General features: G+C 59.5%; 15 protein-coding genes and 1 other RNA gene. 9 read left to right on the forward strand and 7 right to left on the reverse strand.

Translation table 11 applies throughout. The features are described from left to right. Positions 1-66: 66 nt before the first annotated feature. From J1W56_RS07885 to J1W56_RS07900, 4 genes are all read right to left on the reverse strand, one after another. The gene (locus J1W56_RS07885) at positions 67-297 is read right to left on the reverse strand and encodes a ribbon-helix-helix domain-containing protein (protein WP_223612761.1); all 231 of its coding nucleotides are present in this window, start codon (positions 295-297) and stop codon (positions 67-69) included. Then, positions 294-500: a DUF4169 family protein gene (locus J1W56_RS07890; protein WP_223612762.1), complete on the reverse strand. Its 207-nt coding sequence runs from the start codon at positions 498-500 to the stop codon at positions 294-296. The genes J1W56_RS07885 and J1W56_RS07890 overlap by 4 nt, the downstream gene beginning before the upstream one ends. Positions 501-509: 9 nt before the next feature. After that, entirely contained in the window at positions 510-1,094 is a 585-nt protein-coding gene (locus J1W56_RS07895; protein ID WP_223612763.1) for an SspB family protein, read from the reverse strand. A gap of 115 nt (positions 1,095-1,209) precedes the next feature. Beyond that, a complete protein-coding gene (locus tag J1W56_RS07900; protein WP_223612764.1) occupies positions 1,210-1,920 on the reverse strand; it encodes a TetR/AcrR family transcriptional regulator in 711 nt (236 codons plus the stop codon). A gap of 212 nt (positions 1,921-2,132) precedes the next feature. Between J1W56_RS07900 and J1W56_RS07905 the strand changes: the two genes are divergently transcribed. Then, complete coding sequence (locus tag J1W56_RS07905) at positions 2,133-3,341, forward strand: multidrug effflux MFS transporter (protein ID WP_223612765.1); 1,209 nt, start codon at positions 2,133-2,135, stop codon at positions 3,339-3,341. A 145-nt stretch (positions 3,342-3,486) separates the two neighbouring features. Here J1W56_RS07905 and ssrA read toward each other — a convergent pair. Beyond that, positions 3,487-3,844, reverse strand: a transfer-messenger RNA (tmRNA) gene (gene ssrA / locus J1W56_RS07910). A gap of 145 nt (positions 3,845-3,989) precedes the next feature. Here ssrA and J1W56_RS07915 point away from each other — a divergent pair. From J1W56_RS07915 to J1W56_RS07945, 7 genes are all read left to right on the forward strand, one after another. Beyond that, entirely contained in the window at positions 3,990-4,301 is a 312-nt protein-coding gene (locus J1W56_RS07915; RefSeq protein ID WP_223612766.1) for a DUF2853 family protein, read from the forward strand. Positions 4,302-4,417: 116 nt separating this feature from the next. After that, positions 4,418-5,212 (forward strand): thymidylate synthase, encoded by a 795-nt coding sequence (locus J1W56_RS07920; protein ID WP_223612767.1) that lies wholly within the window; start codon positions 4,418-4,420, stop codon positions 5,210-5,212. A gap of 79 nt (positions 5,213-5,291) precedes the next feature. Further along, positions 5,292-5,792 (forward strand): dihydrofolate reductase, encoded by a 501-nt coding sequence (locus J1W56_RS07925; RefSeq protein WP_223612768.1) that lies wholly within the window; start codon positions 5,292-5,294, stop codon positions 5,790-5,792. Between the two features lie 194 nt (positions 5,793-5,986). After that, positions 5,987-7,093, forward strand: coding sequence for an FtsH protease activity modulator HflK (hflK, locus tag J1W56_RS07930; protein ID WP_105732232.1), 1,107 nt, complete (start codon positions 5,987-5,989; stop codon positions 7,091-7,093). After that, the gene (hflC, locus tag J1W56_RS07935; RefSeq protein WP_223612769.1) at positions 7,093-8,019 is read left to right on the forward strand and encodes a protease modulator HflC; all 927 of its coding nucleotides are present in this window, start codon (positions 7,093-7,095) and stop codon (positions 8,017-8,019) included. The genes hflK and hflC overlap by 1 nt, the downstream gene beginning before the upstream one ends. 13 nt (positions 8,020-8,032) lie before the next feature. Beyond that, complete coding sequence (locus J1W56_RS07940; RefSeq protein ID WP_223612770.1) at positions 8,033-8,218, forward strand: DUF2065 domain-containing protein; 186 nt, start codon at positions 8,033-8,035, stop codon at positions 8,216-8,218. Between the two features lie 134 nt (positions 8,219-8,352). Then, the gene (locus J1W56_RS07945) at positions 8,353-9,882 is read left to right on the forward strand and encodes a DegQ family serine endoprotease (RefSeq protein ID WP_223612771.1); all 1,530 of its coding nucleotides are present in this window, start codon (positions 8,353-8,355) and stop codon (positions 9,880-9,882) included. A 59-nt stretch (positions 9,883-9,941) separates the two neighbouring features. On the opposite strand, the gene serB is transcribed toward J1W56_RS07945, so the two are convergent. Next, complete coding sequence (gene serB, locus J1W56_RS07950; protein WP_223612772.1) at positions 9,942-10,829, reverse strand: phosphoserine phosphatase SerB; 888 nt, start codon at positions 10,827-10,829, stop codon at positions 9,942-9,944. Positions 10,830-10,849: 20 nt separating this feature from the next. Here serB and miaA point away from each other — a divergent pair, with 20 nt between their 5' ends. Continuing rightward, a complete protein-coding gene (gene miaA, locus J1W56_RS07955) occupies positions 10,850-11,746 on the forward strand; it encodes a tRNA (adenosine(37)-N6)-dimethylallyltransferase MiaA (RefSeq protein ID WP_404928122.1) in 897 nt (298 codons plus the stop codon). Here the strand turns inward: miaA and J1W56_RS07960 are convergent. Beyond that, entirely contained in the window at positions 11,743-13,623 is a 1,881-nt protein-coding gene (locus J1W56_RS07960; protein WP_223612774.1) for an ATP-binding protein, read from the reverse strand. The two genes, miaA and J1W56_RS07960, sit on opposite strands and share 4 nt — an antisense overlap. Between the last annotated feature and the right edge of the window lie 245 nt (positions 13,624-13,868).

Here is a 13,868-nt window from a genome sequence, read left to right on the forward strand (position 1 = left end):
TCGAACCACGCATGACGGCGATGCAGAATACCGGGTGACTATAACACCACGAATCAAATCAGCTTCTTAAGAAGCGGTGTTCATCCTGTTCATCACCCAGTCGAGCACGTAGATGCGCAGGGCCGAAGACAGGTTGGAGTCGCGGTCGCGGCCCTCGTCGATCTCGGCAATCAGGCGGGCGAGCGTGATCTTGCGGTCGTCCGCGATGGACGTGATGATCGCGTAGAAGGGGTCTTCAAGGGAAAAACTGGTGCGGTGCCCACGGATTGTCACGGACCGTTTGCGGACAAGGCTCAAGGCTTGTCCTTGCCGGCTGGTGGTACGCGACCCTCAAGCCGATTGCTGTCGAGAAACAGCTCGGTCTTGCGGCTGGCGTTCTTTTCAAACTGCTTCTCGGCCCCGGTGCGGCCAAACACAATCCGGTTCTCGGCCGCACTCTGCTCCTTCGCGTCCTTCGCCTTGCGCTTTTTGAACTGTCGCAGGTTGACGATGTCGGCCATGGGCGCGCGTTACTTCTTCTTGCGGAATGAATCCAGGGAAACGACCGATGCGGATGCCTTCTCGCCCGTTTCTTCGCGCGGAGCATCGGCTTTCTCGCCGCCTGCCTTGGCCGGCTTCTTGGCCGGTTTGGCTGCGGGTTTGGGCTTGGCGCCGGACGTTGCCGTCTTCGGCTTTTCGGCGGGCTGCACCGGTGCAATGCTGGTAACGCCCTGATCGTTGTCGCCGACGGTTTCTTCCACCTCGACGTCGAACTCCAGTTCGAAGTTGACGGAGGGGTCGTAGAAGCCGCGAATGGCGGAGAACGGCACGACCAGACGTTCCGGCACGTCGCCGAAGGACAGGCCGACTTCAAACAGCGTATCCGTGACCTGCAGGTCCCAGAACTGGTGCTGCAGGACGATGGTCATCTGCTCGGGATATTTTTCGTGCAGACGCGTCGAAATGCGCACGCCCGCCGCACCGGTCAGGAACGTGACGAAAAAATGATGGTTGCCAGGAAGACCAGCCTTGGCAACTTCACCAAGGACTTTGCGGATAACGCCGCGCAGCGCTTCCTGGGCCAGTATATCGTAACGGATCATATCTTGTGGCATGCACTCTTATCCCATGGATTCGCCCCTCTCTGTCAAGCAGAGATGACAAACAGGTTTGAGCCATTATGGCGCATGGATAAAGGAATTGCGACTGGTTGTAAGCTCCAAGCTTAAATTAAGCTTGCGGTGCCCGCTGGGGGCCGTTGTCCGCACCCATTGCCGGATTGCCTGCGGGGGCGGAATAGGCCCGCAGGAAGGTGCGCACGGCGTTGCGCGCGGCATTGTCCAGCTGTTCCCCGGTCGGCGATTCGCCGAAGAGCGTAATCATCTGCAGATCGGCATTGACCAGGGCCAGGAACTGCCGGGCAGCCAGATCGAAATCATCCATCTGCAGGCCGCCGCCATGGGAGAGGCGGGCAAACAGCGCGGCGAGGGCGGTTCCGATCTTTCCGGGGCCGTGCCTGCGCCAGCCCTCGAACAGCTGCGGATAGCGCTCGCCCTCGGACTGCACCAGCTTGCGCAGGAACTTTCCGTCCTGATTGCACAGGCAATTCTGGGCGAGCCGCACCGCAAATGCGCTCAGATCGTCTTCCAGATTGTCGGGCTTGTCAGGAAATGTCGCCAATATCGAGAAGAGGCTGGCATTGGTGCGGTTCATCACATCTTCGACCACGGCGGTGAAGAGTGTTTCCTTTTCCCGGTAGTGGTTGTATATAGTCTGGCGCGAAACGCCCGCTTCCACAGCGATTTCGTCAATACTCGCTCCGGCAAAGCCTTCCCGGCAAAATACCTCGGCCGCTGCATCCAATATCGATAGACGTTTTGAACATTGACCACGTTGGGTATGGCCGGTCGCCTTGTGCGCTGCTTCTTTTGGATTTGTCATGAACCGAAGATAATGCGCATTGACGTTTTAGACAATAGTGTCTAATTTGACAGTTGTGTCTAAAAACATTGACACACTGTTTTGTGATGGAGAGAGCGTCCTCCCAAGCCGCGCCGCTCCATCGCAGGTGAAAAATTCTGAACCTCTCCTGAGAGCAATGCGGCGCAGAAGCCGATGAGCTTCGCGCTGCCGTTTTCTGAAAGATGAACACCATGACGACCTCTTTCTTTCGTACGGCCCTCATTCTTGGTCTCCTGTCGGCCATCGGACCATTTGCGATCGACATGTATCTCCCGGCGCTGCCGTCCATCGGCAAGGATCTCAGCGCCGAAAACAATGTCGTGCAGATGAGCCTTCTGGCGTTCTTCATTTCCTTCGCCATCTTCCAGCTGATCTATGGGCCGCTTTCCGACATGTGGGGCCGCAAGGCGCCGCTCTATATGGGCATCGGCCTGTTTGCCGTGGCCAGCGTCGGCTGCGCGCTGTCGAATGACATCGAAACGCTGATTGCCTTCCGCTTCCTGCAGGGCATCGGCGGCGCGGCGGGCATGGTCATTCCGCGCGCCATCGTTCGCGACATGCACACGGGTGTCCAGGCGGCACGGCTGATGTCGCTGCTGATGCTGGTCTTCAGCATTTCGCCGATCCTTGCGCCGCTCACCGGCAGTGCCGTCATCAGCTTCTATGGCTGGCGCGGCGTGTTCTGGGCGGTGACGATTGCCGCTTTCATCGGGCTGATCCTCCTGTCGACGCAGCTGAAGGAAACCCGGCCCAAGGCCGCACGCGTGGAGAGCAGCCTTGGCAGCGCCATGGCGGCCTATCGCCTGCTGCTCAGCGACCGCAACTTCCTGACGCTGACCTTCATCGGCGGGCTGGGTATCTCGAGCTTTCTCGTTTACCTCGCCAACTCGCCCTTCGTGCTGATCGACCATTACGGCCTGACGCCGACACAGTACAGCATCGCCTTCTCGATCAATGCGGTGTCGTTCTTCACGGTATCGCAGCTGACCGGCTGGCTCGGCGACCGTTTCGGTCTGGTGCGTGTGATGCGCATGGCCTTGACGGCCTTCTCGTTCACCATGGCGGCCATGGTTGTCGTCATGGCGCTGGGCTTCAACCAGCTGCCGGTCTTGGCGACATTCCTGTTCATCGGTTACGGCTTCCTCGGTCTGGTCATTCCGACAACCGCAGTGCTTGCCCTTGAAGATCATGGCGAGATTGCCGGTACGGCGTCAGCCCTGATGGGAACACTGCACTTCGTGACGGCAGCCGTTGCGATGGTAATCGCCGGTCTGTTCTTCAACGGCACGGCACTGCCGATGGCGGCGGGTATCGGCCTGTGCGCCGTGGCGGCGTTCATTCTGACGCAGCTGACAATCGCTCGCCGCCGCGTTGTCGAAGCGGAAGCCGCTGCGGAGTAAGCAGCCTCGCTCATCCACTCTGACGAAGGCCCGGAACCACGGTTCCGGGCCTTCTGCATTTCTGCAGCGGAGTAGGATTGACGCAACAGGGTGCGCAAAGCCTGAAGACGGCTTGCGGCGTGGCGGATTTTCAAAAAGGGGGAAAGGTGGAGGTTTCTGTTGCCAGGTACCTCCGAACCCCGCCTAGAAGTGCGAACCCCTAGGACTTAATTTGAAGCGATCACACCGCAATTAAGCAGCGAGACGTGCTTCCGCATAGTTGTCGTTTGCAACTACTGAGTTAGCCCGATAACGGTGGTACTATGCCGGGCAAAAGAGCGATTTTTACACCCTTGTCGATCCTATTTCGCCCCCGCCACAATGCAGTCCTGCAACTGCACTCTGGTGGAGGCGCCGGGTACCGCCCCCGGGTCCAATAGGCTTATTGTATCGTCCGTTTATCACCATAGCTGGCCGAAGCCAGCAAGACCTATATAGGTGGTGTCGCGGCGAAATGAAAGAGCGGCATTGACAGGTTCCTGTAGCTGGGGAATGTTTCCTGTGTCTAACGAGTCATCGCCTTATGCAACTGCCGGTTGTGCGGTGTCTTTTGTGTCAGGGAGGGTTTCAGTGCCTGGGCATTGAAACCAACAATCAGGGGATTTTTTCATGAGTGACTATCTAGCAGATGTACGTCATTACGATGCGGGTGCGGACGAGGCGATTGTCACAAAAATCGTCAAACATCTCGGAATTGCCCTGCGCAACCGGGATTCTTCGCTGGTTTCCTGCTCGGATCCGGAAGAATTGGCCCGTGTTCGTACCAGTTGGGTTGGCAAGAAGCTCGGCGTTACCGATGCTGCCAAGGCCGATGCTGCCATTCACGCCGTCTGCGAAAAGATGAAAGATCACCGTTCCAAGGGCCGGGTCACCTTCTATTATCTGACGGCAAAAGAGCTCGGACTGCTCGGCAGCCTCTGAGCGTTGGGTGGACCGAAACGGATCCCCGGTGATTCGCCGGGGATTTTTGCCGCCTGTGCTTGTGGATCACACAGAAGTTTTACTGCTTCGTGAAACGAATCTGCTAAAGAGAAGCCATGCGCGCTTATCTTGATCTTCTCCAGCATGTGCTCGATACCGGCGTCGACCGCGGCGACCGTACCGGGACAGGCACACGTTCCGTTTTCGGCTACCAGATGCGATTCGATCTGTCGGCGGGTTTTCCTGCCCTGACGACCAAGAAACTGCATCTCAAATCCATCATCCACGAGCTGCTGTGGTTCCTGAAAGGCGAAACGAACATCGCCTATCTCAAGGAAAACGGCGTGACGATCTGGGATGAATGGGCCGACGAGAACGGCGATCTCGGGCCGGTCTATGGCTATCAGTGGCGCTCCTGGCCTGCGCCCGACGGCCGGCATATCGACCAGATTGCGAATCTTGTCAGTGCGATAAAGCAAAATCCCTATTCGCGGCGTCTGATCGTTTCCGCATGGAATCCGGCGCTGGTCGATGAAATGGCGCTGCCGCCCTGCCACTGCCTGTTCCAGTTCTATGTGGCCGACGGAAAGCTTTCCTGCCAGCTCTACCAGCGTTCCGCCGATATTTTCCTCGGCGTGCCCTTCAACATCGCATCCTATGCCCTGCTGACCCTCATGGTGGCGCAGGTCACGGGTCTGCAGCCGGGTGATTTCGTCCACACGCTTGGCGATGCGCATCTTTATGCCAACCATTTCGAGCAGGCGCGGCTGCAATTGAGCCGCACGCCGGGTCCTTTGCCGGTCATGCGCCTTAATCCCGACGTGAAAGACCTTTTTGCTTTCACATTCGACGATTTCAGTCTTGAGAACTATGTGGCCGAAGCGAGCATCAAGGCGCCGATCGCCGTCTAGGGTCAGGACCCGTTGATCTGGTCGAATTGCTCGCGCTCTTTGGTTTACGCTGTCTGCTTTCCCGGAAGGAATAGGTCCAATGATCAGTTTTGTTGTTGCCGTCGCGCAGAACGGGGTTATCGGCCGTGACAATGGCCTGCCGTGGCGCCTTTCCTCCGACCTGAAACGGTTCAAGGCGGTCACTATGGGCAAACCCATCATCATGGGGCGCAAGACCTGGGATACGCTCGGCAAGCCGCTGCCGGGACGCACCAACATCGTCATCACCCGCGATCCCGCTTTTGCCGTGGACGGTGTCATTGCGGTCCGTTCCGTGGATGAGGCGCTGATGATTGCCGGCAGCCATGCGGCGGCGGACAAGGTGGATGAAATCTGCGTTATCGGCGGCGGCGAGATTTATCGCCAGCTCCTGGACCGGGCGCACCGTCTTCACATCACCTGGGTTCTGGCCAATATCGAGGGCGACGCGTTTTTCCCTCCCATCGATCCGAAGAACTGGAACGAAGTGTTTCAGGAAGAATTCCCGGCGGGTGAAAAAGACAATTATCCGACCCGCTACACGATTTACGAACGACGCTAGAATTTGCCGCTTATCCGGCAATCAATATGAAAATTTCGTGATAAGCGGTCATAATCGTTCGACTTTTTACCAAATTAGCATGAAAAACCGCGCTGCGCGTTGAAAGCGCGCCTTGCGATCCCTATAAACGGGATATCGGGTTAGCGGGACGTTGCCATGGGGTGGCGAATCTCGTTCCAAAACATGAGGTAGGAATGCCCTGGAGTAATCAGAACGGTGGCGGCGGCCCTTGGGGTGGCGGCGGTAACAACAATGGCGGCGGCGGTGGTCCATGGGGCCAGAAGCCGCAAGGCGGAGGTCCCGGAGGCAATCCGCCCGACCTTGAAGATATTATCCGCCGCGGCCAGGACCGTCTGCGCCAGGCACTTCCCGGCGGCACCGGCAGCAGCTCGACGATCTTCGGATTGGCGGCGCTTGCCCTGGTTGCCTTTTGGCTTTTCCAGTCGATCTACACGGTCCAGCCGGATGAACGCGCTGTCGAACTGCGCTTCGGCAAGCCGAAGGCGGATATTTCCGAGCCCGGCCTGCACTTCCATCTCTGGCCCATCGAGACCTATGAAAAGGTCCAGATCGTCGAGAAGCAGAAGAACATCGGCGGGCAGGGTGTATCGGGTGCCAAGGAAGGCCTGATGCTGACCGGCGACCAGAACATCGTGAACGTTCAGTTCTCCATTCTTTACCGCGTTTCCGACCCGGTTGCTTACCTCTTCCATGTGCAGAGTCCGGAAAACATGGTCCAGCAGGTCTCCGAGAGCGCCATGCGTGAAATCGTTGGCCGCAGCCCGGCGCAGGACATTTTCCGCGACAATCGTGCGGGCATCGCCAATGACGTGCGCGGCATCATCCAGAAGACACTGGATGATTACGGCGCCGGTGTTCAGGTCAATGCCGTCTCCATCGAGGATGCGTCGCCGCCGCGCGAAGTGGCCGATGCCTTCGATGAAGTGCAGCGTGCCGAACAGGACGAAGACCGCTTCGTCGAGGAGTCGAACCAGTATTCCAACCAGAAACTCGGTCAGGCCCGCGGTGAAGGTGCGCAGATCCGCGAAGATGCGGCCGCCTACAAGAACCGCATCGTGCAGGAAGCACAGGGTGAGGCCCAGCGCTTCACATCGGTCTATGACCAGTATGTGAAGGCGCCGGAAGTGACCCGCAAGCGTCTTTTCCTCGAAACGATGGAACGTGTGCTGAAGGACTCGAACAAGGTGATTGTCGACCAGAAGAACGGTCAGGGGGTCGTGCCCTATCTGCCCTTGTCGGAGATCACAAAGCAGCAGCGCCCGACTGAGGGGACAAAGTAATGAGCCAGAATCGTCTTCCTCTTATTGCGGGTCTCATCGCATTCATCGCCCTTTTGGTTTATTCCTCGGTTTTCGTCGTCAATGAACGTCAGCAGGCCATTGTCCTGCGCTTCGGCCAGATCGTCGATGTGAAGACCCAGCCCGGTATCTATTTCAAGCTGCCGTTCGGCTTTCTTGAAGCCGACAATGTCCAGATGATCGAAGATCGTCTGCTGAGCTTTGAACTGGACAATATCCGCGTTCAGGTTTCGGGCGGCAAGTTCTACGAAGTCGATGCCTTCCTGGTCTACCGGATCACCGATCCGCGCAAGTTCCGCCAGACCGTGTCGGGCGACGTGGAATTCGCACAGGCCCGTTTGCGCACGCGTCTCGATGCATCCTTGCGTAGCGTTTACGGTCTGCGTGGATTTGAAGCCGCGCTTTCCGACGAGCGTGCGGGCATGATGCGTGAAGTGCGCGAACAGCTGCGTCCGGATGCGGAATCGCTGGGTCTCGAGATTGCGGACGTGCGCGTTCGCCGGACCGACCTGACCCAGGAAGTGTCGCAGCAGACGTTCGAGCGCATGAAGGCCGAGCGTCTTGCCCAGGCTGAGTTCCTGCGGGCCCGCGGCCGTGAAGCTGCCCAGCGCATCAAGGCGATTGCCGATCGCCAGGTGGTCGAGATCATTGCGGAAGCCCGCAAGGAATCGGAAATCGCCCGCGGTGAGGGTGAAGGCGAGCGCAGCCGGATCTTTGCCGATGCCTTCTCCAAGGATCCGGATTTCTTCGCGTTCTACCGGTCCATGGCTGCCTATGGCACGGCGCTGGATAATACGGGGACAACGATGGTGCTTTCGCCCAATTCCGAGTTCTTCCGGTATTTCCAGGATGCCAATGGTGGCGCTGTTCCGCCGGCGCCGGCCGCTGCAAAACCTGCCCCGCAATAGGGGCAGGCCAGGCATGATCGACTTTCTGGATGCCGTAGGGCTGTTCCTCGTCTTCGAGGGGCTGCTCTACGGCTGTTTCCCGCTGATCGCAAAGCGCGTCGCGCGGGATGTCAGCGGACAGCCGGATGGCTTTCTGCGCATGGCCGGTGTCGCGTCGGTTGCCATCGGCGTGGGTATCGTCTGGCTCGCACGGGGGTAATGGCGGGCCCCGCCATTACCTAACTTGATCAGACTTGCAGTCTGACGGCCATATTTTCGTCTACTCTCGCGGCTCTGTTGTAATTCATCGCAATTTATTTTTTAATCCGAGTACACTGACAAAGGCCCGAACGCATGGTTTTCACTCCTGGTCGCCCGATTTTCCGTTCTGCCACTGCGGCAATCGCGCTGATTGCCCTGTCCGCCACGAGCGTGACGCCCGCCTTTGTGACCATCGCGGCAGCACAATCGGCACAGCCGAAAGCCCAGGGCCCGGCATCCGTCGCCGATCTCGCCGAGGGTCTGCTGGATGCGGTGGTCAATATTTCGACATCGCAGACCGTCAAGGGGCAGGATGGCGATTCCGGACCGGTTCCCATGCCGAAAGTCCCCGAGGGATCGCCGTTCCAGGAGTTCTTCGACGAGTATTTCGGCAAGCAGAAGCCGGGTGAGAACAATCCGTCCCGCAAGGTTCAGTCATTGGGCTCCGGCTTTGTCATCGACGCGGAGCAGGGCATCGTCGTGACCAACAATCATGTGATTGCCGATGCGGATGATATCGAGGTGAATTTCACCGATGGGTCGAAGCTGAAGGCGGAACTGGTCGGCAAGGACACCAAGACCGATCTGGCGGTGCTCAAGGTCGACCCGAAAAGGCACAAGCTGGTCGCGGTCAAGTTCGGCGATTCCTCAAAGGCCCGTATCGGCGATTGGGTCATGGCCATCGGCAACCCCTTCGGTCTTGGCGGCACCGTGACGGTGGGTATCGTTTCCGCCCGCAACCGGGACATCAATTCCGGCCCCTATGACAATTTCATCCAGACGGACGCGGCGATCAACCGGGGCAATTCCGGCGGCCCGCTGTTCGATATGTACGGACAGGTGATCGGCATCAACACGGCGATCATTTCGCCGACCGGCGGATCGATCGGCATCGGCTTTGCCATTCCGGCGGACCTCGCATCCGGTGTGATCCAGCAATTGCGCGACCATGGCGAAGTGCAGCGCGGCTGGCTTGGCGTGCGCATCCAGCCGGTCACCGACGATATCGCCGAAAGCCTGGGGATGACCTCAAGCAAGGGTGCGCTGGTTGCCGGTATCATTGATGGCGGTCCCGTGGCCAACGGCTCCATCCTGCCCGGTGACGTCATCACCAGGTTCGACGGCAAGCCGGTGAACAATGTAAAGGACCTGCCGCGCGCCGTGGCGGAAAGCCCTGTCGGCAAGGAAGTCGATGTCGTCGTGGTGCGCAAGGGCAAGGAACAGACGGTCAAGGTCACGCTCGGCCGGCTGGAAGATACGACCGACGCCAAGACCAAGGAGAAATCCCAGTCGCAGACCGATCAGGATGAAGACGCCGCGCAGGATGTGGATGTCCTCGGCATGACGCTCGGCGTGCTCGACGATGACAGCAGAAAGACATTCGGCATTGCCAAGGAGGTCGAGGGCGTTCTGATCACCGATGTGCAGGCCCAATCGATTGCCGCGAACAAGCGGATCGAAGCGGGCGATGTGATCGTCGATATTGCCCAGGAAGCTGTCAAGACGCCGGAAGACGTGGCTGCCCGCATCGAGAAGCTGCGCGATGAAGGCCGCAAGAATGCCCTTTTGATGCTGGCATCCAAGACGGGCGAATTGCGCTTCGTGACTTTGCAGATGAACTGACGTCTCAACGACCTCAGCAAAAAGGCGGCCAATGGCCGCCTTTTTTGTTTCCGGCGCTGTCAGATGACAAAGTCGGTCTTGCGATAGCCCTGGATGTAGAGCAGCGCGGTGAGATCGCCATGATCCACCCGGACCTTTGCCTGTGCCGCGACCGACGGCTTGGCGTGGAGTGCGACACCTGTGCCGGCAAGCTGCAGCATGCCGAGGTCATTGGCGCCGTCGCCGACGGCAAGTGCCTCGTCCGGCGCAAGATTGAAGCGTTCGCAGATGGCGTTGAGTGCGGCGACCTTGGCTTCGCGGCCGAGGATGGGTTCGGTGACTTCGCCGGTGAGCGTTTCACCATTGTCGATGAGCGTATTGGCGCTGTTTTCGTGAAAGCCGATCATGGCGGCGATGCGCTGGGTGAAGACGGTAAAGCCGCCCGAAACCAGCGCCGTATAGGCCCCGTGCTTCTTCATGGTGCGGACAAGTTCCGGTCCGCCGGGCATAAGGGTGATGCGGCTGGCGATGACCTTGTCGATGACGGAATAGGGCAGGCCCTTGAGCAGTGCCACCCGTTCACGCAGGGCGGGCTCGAAGGCAATCTCGCCATTCATCGCGCGGGCGGTGATGGCCGCCACCTTGTCGCGCAGGCCAGCCTCTTCGGCCAGTTCGTCGATGCATTCCTGCTGGATCATGGTGGAATCCATGTCGGCGATCAGGATTTTCTTGCGCCGTGTATCCTGTTCCTGCACGACGATATCGATCGGCTCGCCATCGACGATCCGCGCCAGTTCCGCATGGGCCTCCACCGGGTCAGAGCCTGTGCGCAGGGCGAGATCGCAGGCAATTCCGTCGGCCAGCCAGTAAAGTCCTGTTGCATTGAGTGCCGCTGAGGCTTTAATCCCGAGCGATGCGCTGAGACGGGGTGAAGCCGGATTGGCGATAAGCGTGGCCATCAAGGGCATGAGCATTTCCCGATTGGACGATTGGTGTGACAAGAAGACAGACAATCCTGATAGCCGGACCGACGGCAAGCGGCAAGTCGGCATTGGCGCTGCGCTATGCCAAGGAAACCGGCGGCTGGATCGTCAATACCGATTCCATGCAGGTCTACGGCGTGCTCGATGTGCTCACCGCACGGCCGGGGCCGGATGATCTTCTGCAAGCGCCGCATTGCCTCTATGGCCATGTCCCGCCGTCCGAAGCCTATTCCACCGGCCGCTGGTTCGCCGATGTCGAACACCTGCTGAAAACCGAAGCTGCGGGTGACCGCCCGCTGATCTTTGTCGGCGGCACCGGGCTTTATTTCCGGGCGCTGCTCGGCGGCCTCTCGGCCATGCCGGACATACCCGATGATGTGCGGGCCTATTGGCGCGCGCAGGACGCGCAGGTCGGTGCGCAGCAGCTGCACGCCATTTTGAGCGAAAAAGACCCGCAGGCCGCGGCGGCGCTGCGCCCGACCGACAGCCAGCGCGTCGTGCGGGCGCTGGAAGTGATCGACGCATCGGGACGGTCGATCATCGATTGGCAGAAGCAAACCGGCACGCCTTTGATCGATGCGGCCTCGACCCGCAAGATCGTCATCGACCCGGACCGGGCCTGGCTTGGCGAACGGATCGCGCTGCGGTTTGCAACCATGCTGGAGAAGGGAGCGGTCGAGGAGGTCAAAGCCCTGCTGGCGCTCGGATTGTCATCCGATCTGCCCGCCATGCGAGCCATCGGGGTCGGTGAAATCGCCAGGATGCTGGCAGGCACGATCACGCCTGCACAGGCAGCCGAGCTGTCGACCATTGCGACGCGGCAATATGCCAAGCGGCAAATGACCTGGTTCCGCAACCAGCTCGGCGACGACTGGGAGCGGATCGCCTATCCCGGCCCTTAAGTCTTGTCGGTGCGGAAGCTGCGGATGAGGTCGCTGGCGCGAAACCCTTCGGTCTCGGATCGCGCCGGTTTGCGCGGCTCTTCGATGATCGGGGCGGATTCGGCCGCGCGCCACTGGCTCCGGACCGGTTCCGGCGGGAGGGGTACCGCGGGGCGCTGGACCATCGCCGGCTTTTCCGGGGCCTGAAAACCGGCCGATGCATGTTCGGTCGTGGTGCTGTCGGCAGCATTCAGCTGGCGCATCCGGCCGAGGATCATGTCGAGCGACACGTGGCTGTCGCCGCTGCGCATGGCTTCCTGCTGCTGCGTCATATGCGCGGCGGGCAGATGTTCCGGCGCGATGGTTTCGAACATCATGCGCATCGGTGTCGGCACGGCCTCACCGAAGGCGATCGCCTCGCGGTTGGCGATCGACGACAGGAAGCCCACGGCGCTTTGCGACGCGCCGCTGATGGCGCCGCGGACGATTTCCTGGTCGCGTTCATTGCCGAGCCGCATGGCGAAAACCGTGCTGCACTGGGAGAGGATCGTCGGGTCCAGCTCGCCTGGACGCTGGGTGATGACGGAGAGATAGACGCCGTATTTGCGGCCTTCCTTGGCGATGCGTGCAATGGCCTGGCGCGTCGGCCAGAACCCGGCACTGGTATCGGCGGGGATATAACGGTGTGCTTCCTCGCACACGACAAGCGTCTGCACATTGCCATCGCTGGAAACAGCGAGGTCAAAGGCCATGCGGCAAAGAACCGAGGCGACGGAATTCACCACTTCCGACGGCAATCCTGCCAGTTGAAAGACGCAGATGGGCCGGTCGTTTTTCGGCACGCGGAAAATGTGGCCGACGGTCTGGCGCATCGTATCGAGCGTTGCCGGGGCCGAGAACATGAAGCGGTAGCGCGGATCGGCGACCAATGCCTGCAGGCGGTAGCGCAGCGCCTTCATGGTCGGCCGGTCCGTCTTGCCGTCGAGCTGGCCGATGCGCTCCTCCAGCAGCTTGATCAGATCCGCCATCCGGTAGGGCGTCGGCGTGTCGGCGGTCATCGAGGCAAAGTCACGTTCTTTCCTTAGGAGGGAGGACGTGGCGGCCGCTTCAACATTGGCAAAACGTTCTTTGGCGAGCGGAATGAGATCGCGCAGAATATCGATTTCAGCCGCGATTTGCGGGCGTCCGCGGAATACGGCTTCGCCGAATTCCTCCAGCTTGAACATCCAGTACGGCAAATCGAAGGTGCTGTAGTCGATGGAGATGGCGAGATCGGGAAATGCGCTGGCAAATTCGTTGTGCGGATCAAGAATGAGGATGCGCAGATCGGGACGCTGCGAAATGATTTTGCGCAAAAGCAGGGTCACGGCGCTGGATTTGCCGACGCCCGTGCTGCCAAGCACGGCGAAATGGCGGGAGATCAGGCTGTCGACCGAGATCAGCGCCGGAATGTCGGCATTCTGCGAGAGGTGGCCGATGGAAACCGTGTTCTTCAGCGACGTGGTGTAGATGGTGGCCAGATCGGCGGCGCGGATACGGTGGGCGATGGCGCCCATATGCGGATAGGTGGTGATGCCCGAGGTGAAGCGCAATTTGCCGTCGATATGCGCATCGACCTGGCCGACCAGTTCCACATGGATATGAATGCTTTGATCGACATCCTGCTGCCACTCGGCATTGGGCAGCTCAACCTTGTAGACCAGACCAACCACACGGCTGTCGGCAACCTGAATGGAGATAAGCTGGCCGACAGACCAGTAGTCGTCCAATGCCGTGATCGACGGGCCGGTCTTGGCGTGGATGATGGCCTTGTCGCCATTGCATTCGATGACATGCCCATCGGTGCGGTTGCGGACCATTGGTCTTGATTGTGCAGAGGGCAGGGCTTCAGCGCTCATGGGTCGTGGTCAATCCTGGGACTTGGCAACGGAATTGAACTCTAGGCGCAAGGCATTGAGAATATCTTAGCGATGCATTTCACATTTGAAGGATGTTGCGCCAAAGCATTGCTTTGTTTGCGAACATTTCAATTTCCTGAATTTTGCCGTTGACGGATAGAGTTTGCTTAATTATCGTCCGCGACCATGAAAACAGTTCTTATCGTCGTGGGACCGCGCATGGGCAGGGTGTTGTAAGCACCCGG

Origin of the sequence: Phyllobacterium calauticae (assembly GCF_019991125.1) — a bacterium.
GTDB classification, from domain to species: Bacteria; Pseudomonadota; Alphaproteobacteria; order Rhizobiales; family Rhizobiaceae; genus Phyllobacterium; species Phyllobacterium calauticae.

Excerpts from the sequence above, each read along its gene's own strand:
- J1W56_RS07945 (WP_223612771.1), top strand. The coding sequence starts at position 8,353 with ATGGTTTTCACTCCTGGTCGCCCGATTTTCCGTTCTGCCACTGCGGCA.
- J1W56_RS07940 (WP_223612770.1), top strand. The coding sequence starts at position 8,033 with ATGATCGACTTTCTGGATGCCGTAGGGCTGTTCCTCGTCTTCGAGGGG.
- J1W56_RS07900 (WP_223612764.1), bottom strand. The coding sequence starts at position 1,920 with ATGACAAATCCAAAAGAAGCAGCGCACAAGGCGACCGGCCATACCCAA.
- hflC (WP_223612769.1), top strand. The coding sequence starts at position 7,093 with ATGAGCCAGAATCGTCTTCCTCTTATTGCGGGTCTCATCGCATTCATC.
- serB (WP_223612772.1), bottom strand. The coding sequence starts at position 10,829 with ATGCCCTTGATGGCCACGCTTATCGCCAATCCGGCTTCACCCCGTCTC.
- J1W56_RS07895 (WP_223612763.1), bottom strand. The coding sequence starts at position 1,094 with ATGCCACAAGATATGATCCGTTACGATATACTGGCCCAGGAAGCGCTG.
- J1W56_RS07915 (WP_223612766.1), top strand. The coding sequence starts at position 3,990 with ATGAGTGACTATCTAGCAGATGTACGTCATTACGATGCGGGTGCGGAC.
- J1W56_RS07960 (WP_223612774.1), bottom strand. The coding sequence starts at position 13,623 with ATGAGCGCTGAAGCCCTGCCCTCTGCACAATCAAGACCAATGGTCCGC.
- J1W56_RS07905 (WP_223612765.1), top strand. The coding sequence starts at position 2,133 with ATGACGACCTCTTTCTTTCGTACGGCCCTCATTCTTGGTCTCCTGTCG.
- J1W56_RS07890 (WP_223612762.1), bottom strand. The coding sequence starts at position 500 with ATGGCCGACATCGTCAACCTGCGACAGTTCAAAAAGCGCAAGGCGAAG.
- J1W56_RS07925 (WP_223612768.1), top strand. The coding sequence starts at position 5,292 with ATGATCAGTTTTGTTGTTGCCGTCGCGCAGAACGGGGTTATCGGCCGT.
- J1W56_RS07920 (WP_223612767.1), top strand. The coding sequence starts at position 4,418 with ATGCGCGCTTATCTTGATCTTCTCCAGCATGTGCTCGATACCGGCGTC.
- hflK (WP_105732232.1), top strand. The coding sequence starts at position 5,987 with ATGCCCTGGAGTAATCAGAACGGTGGCGGCGGCCCTTGGGGTGGCGGC.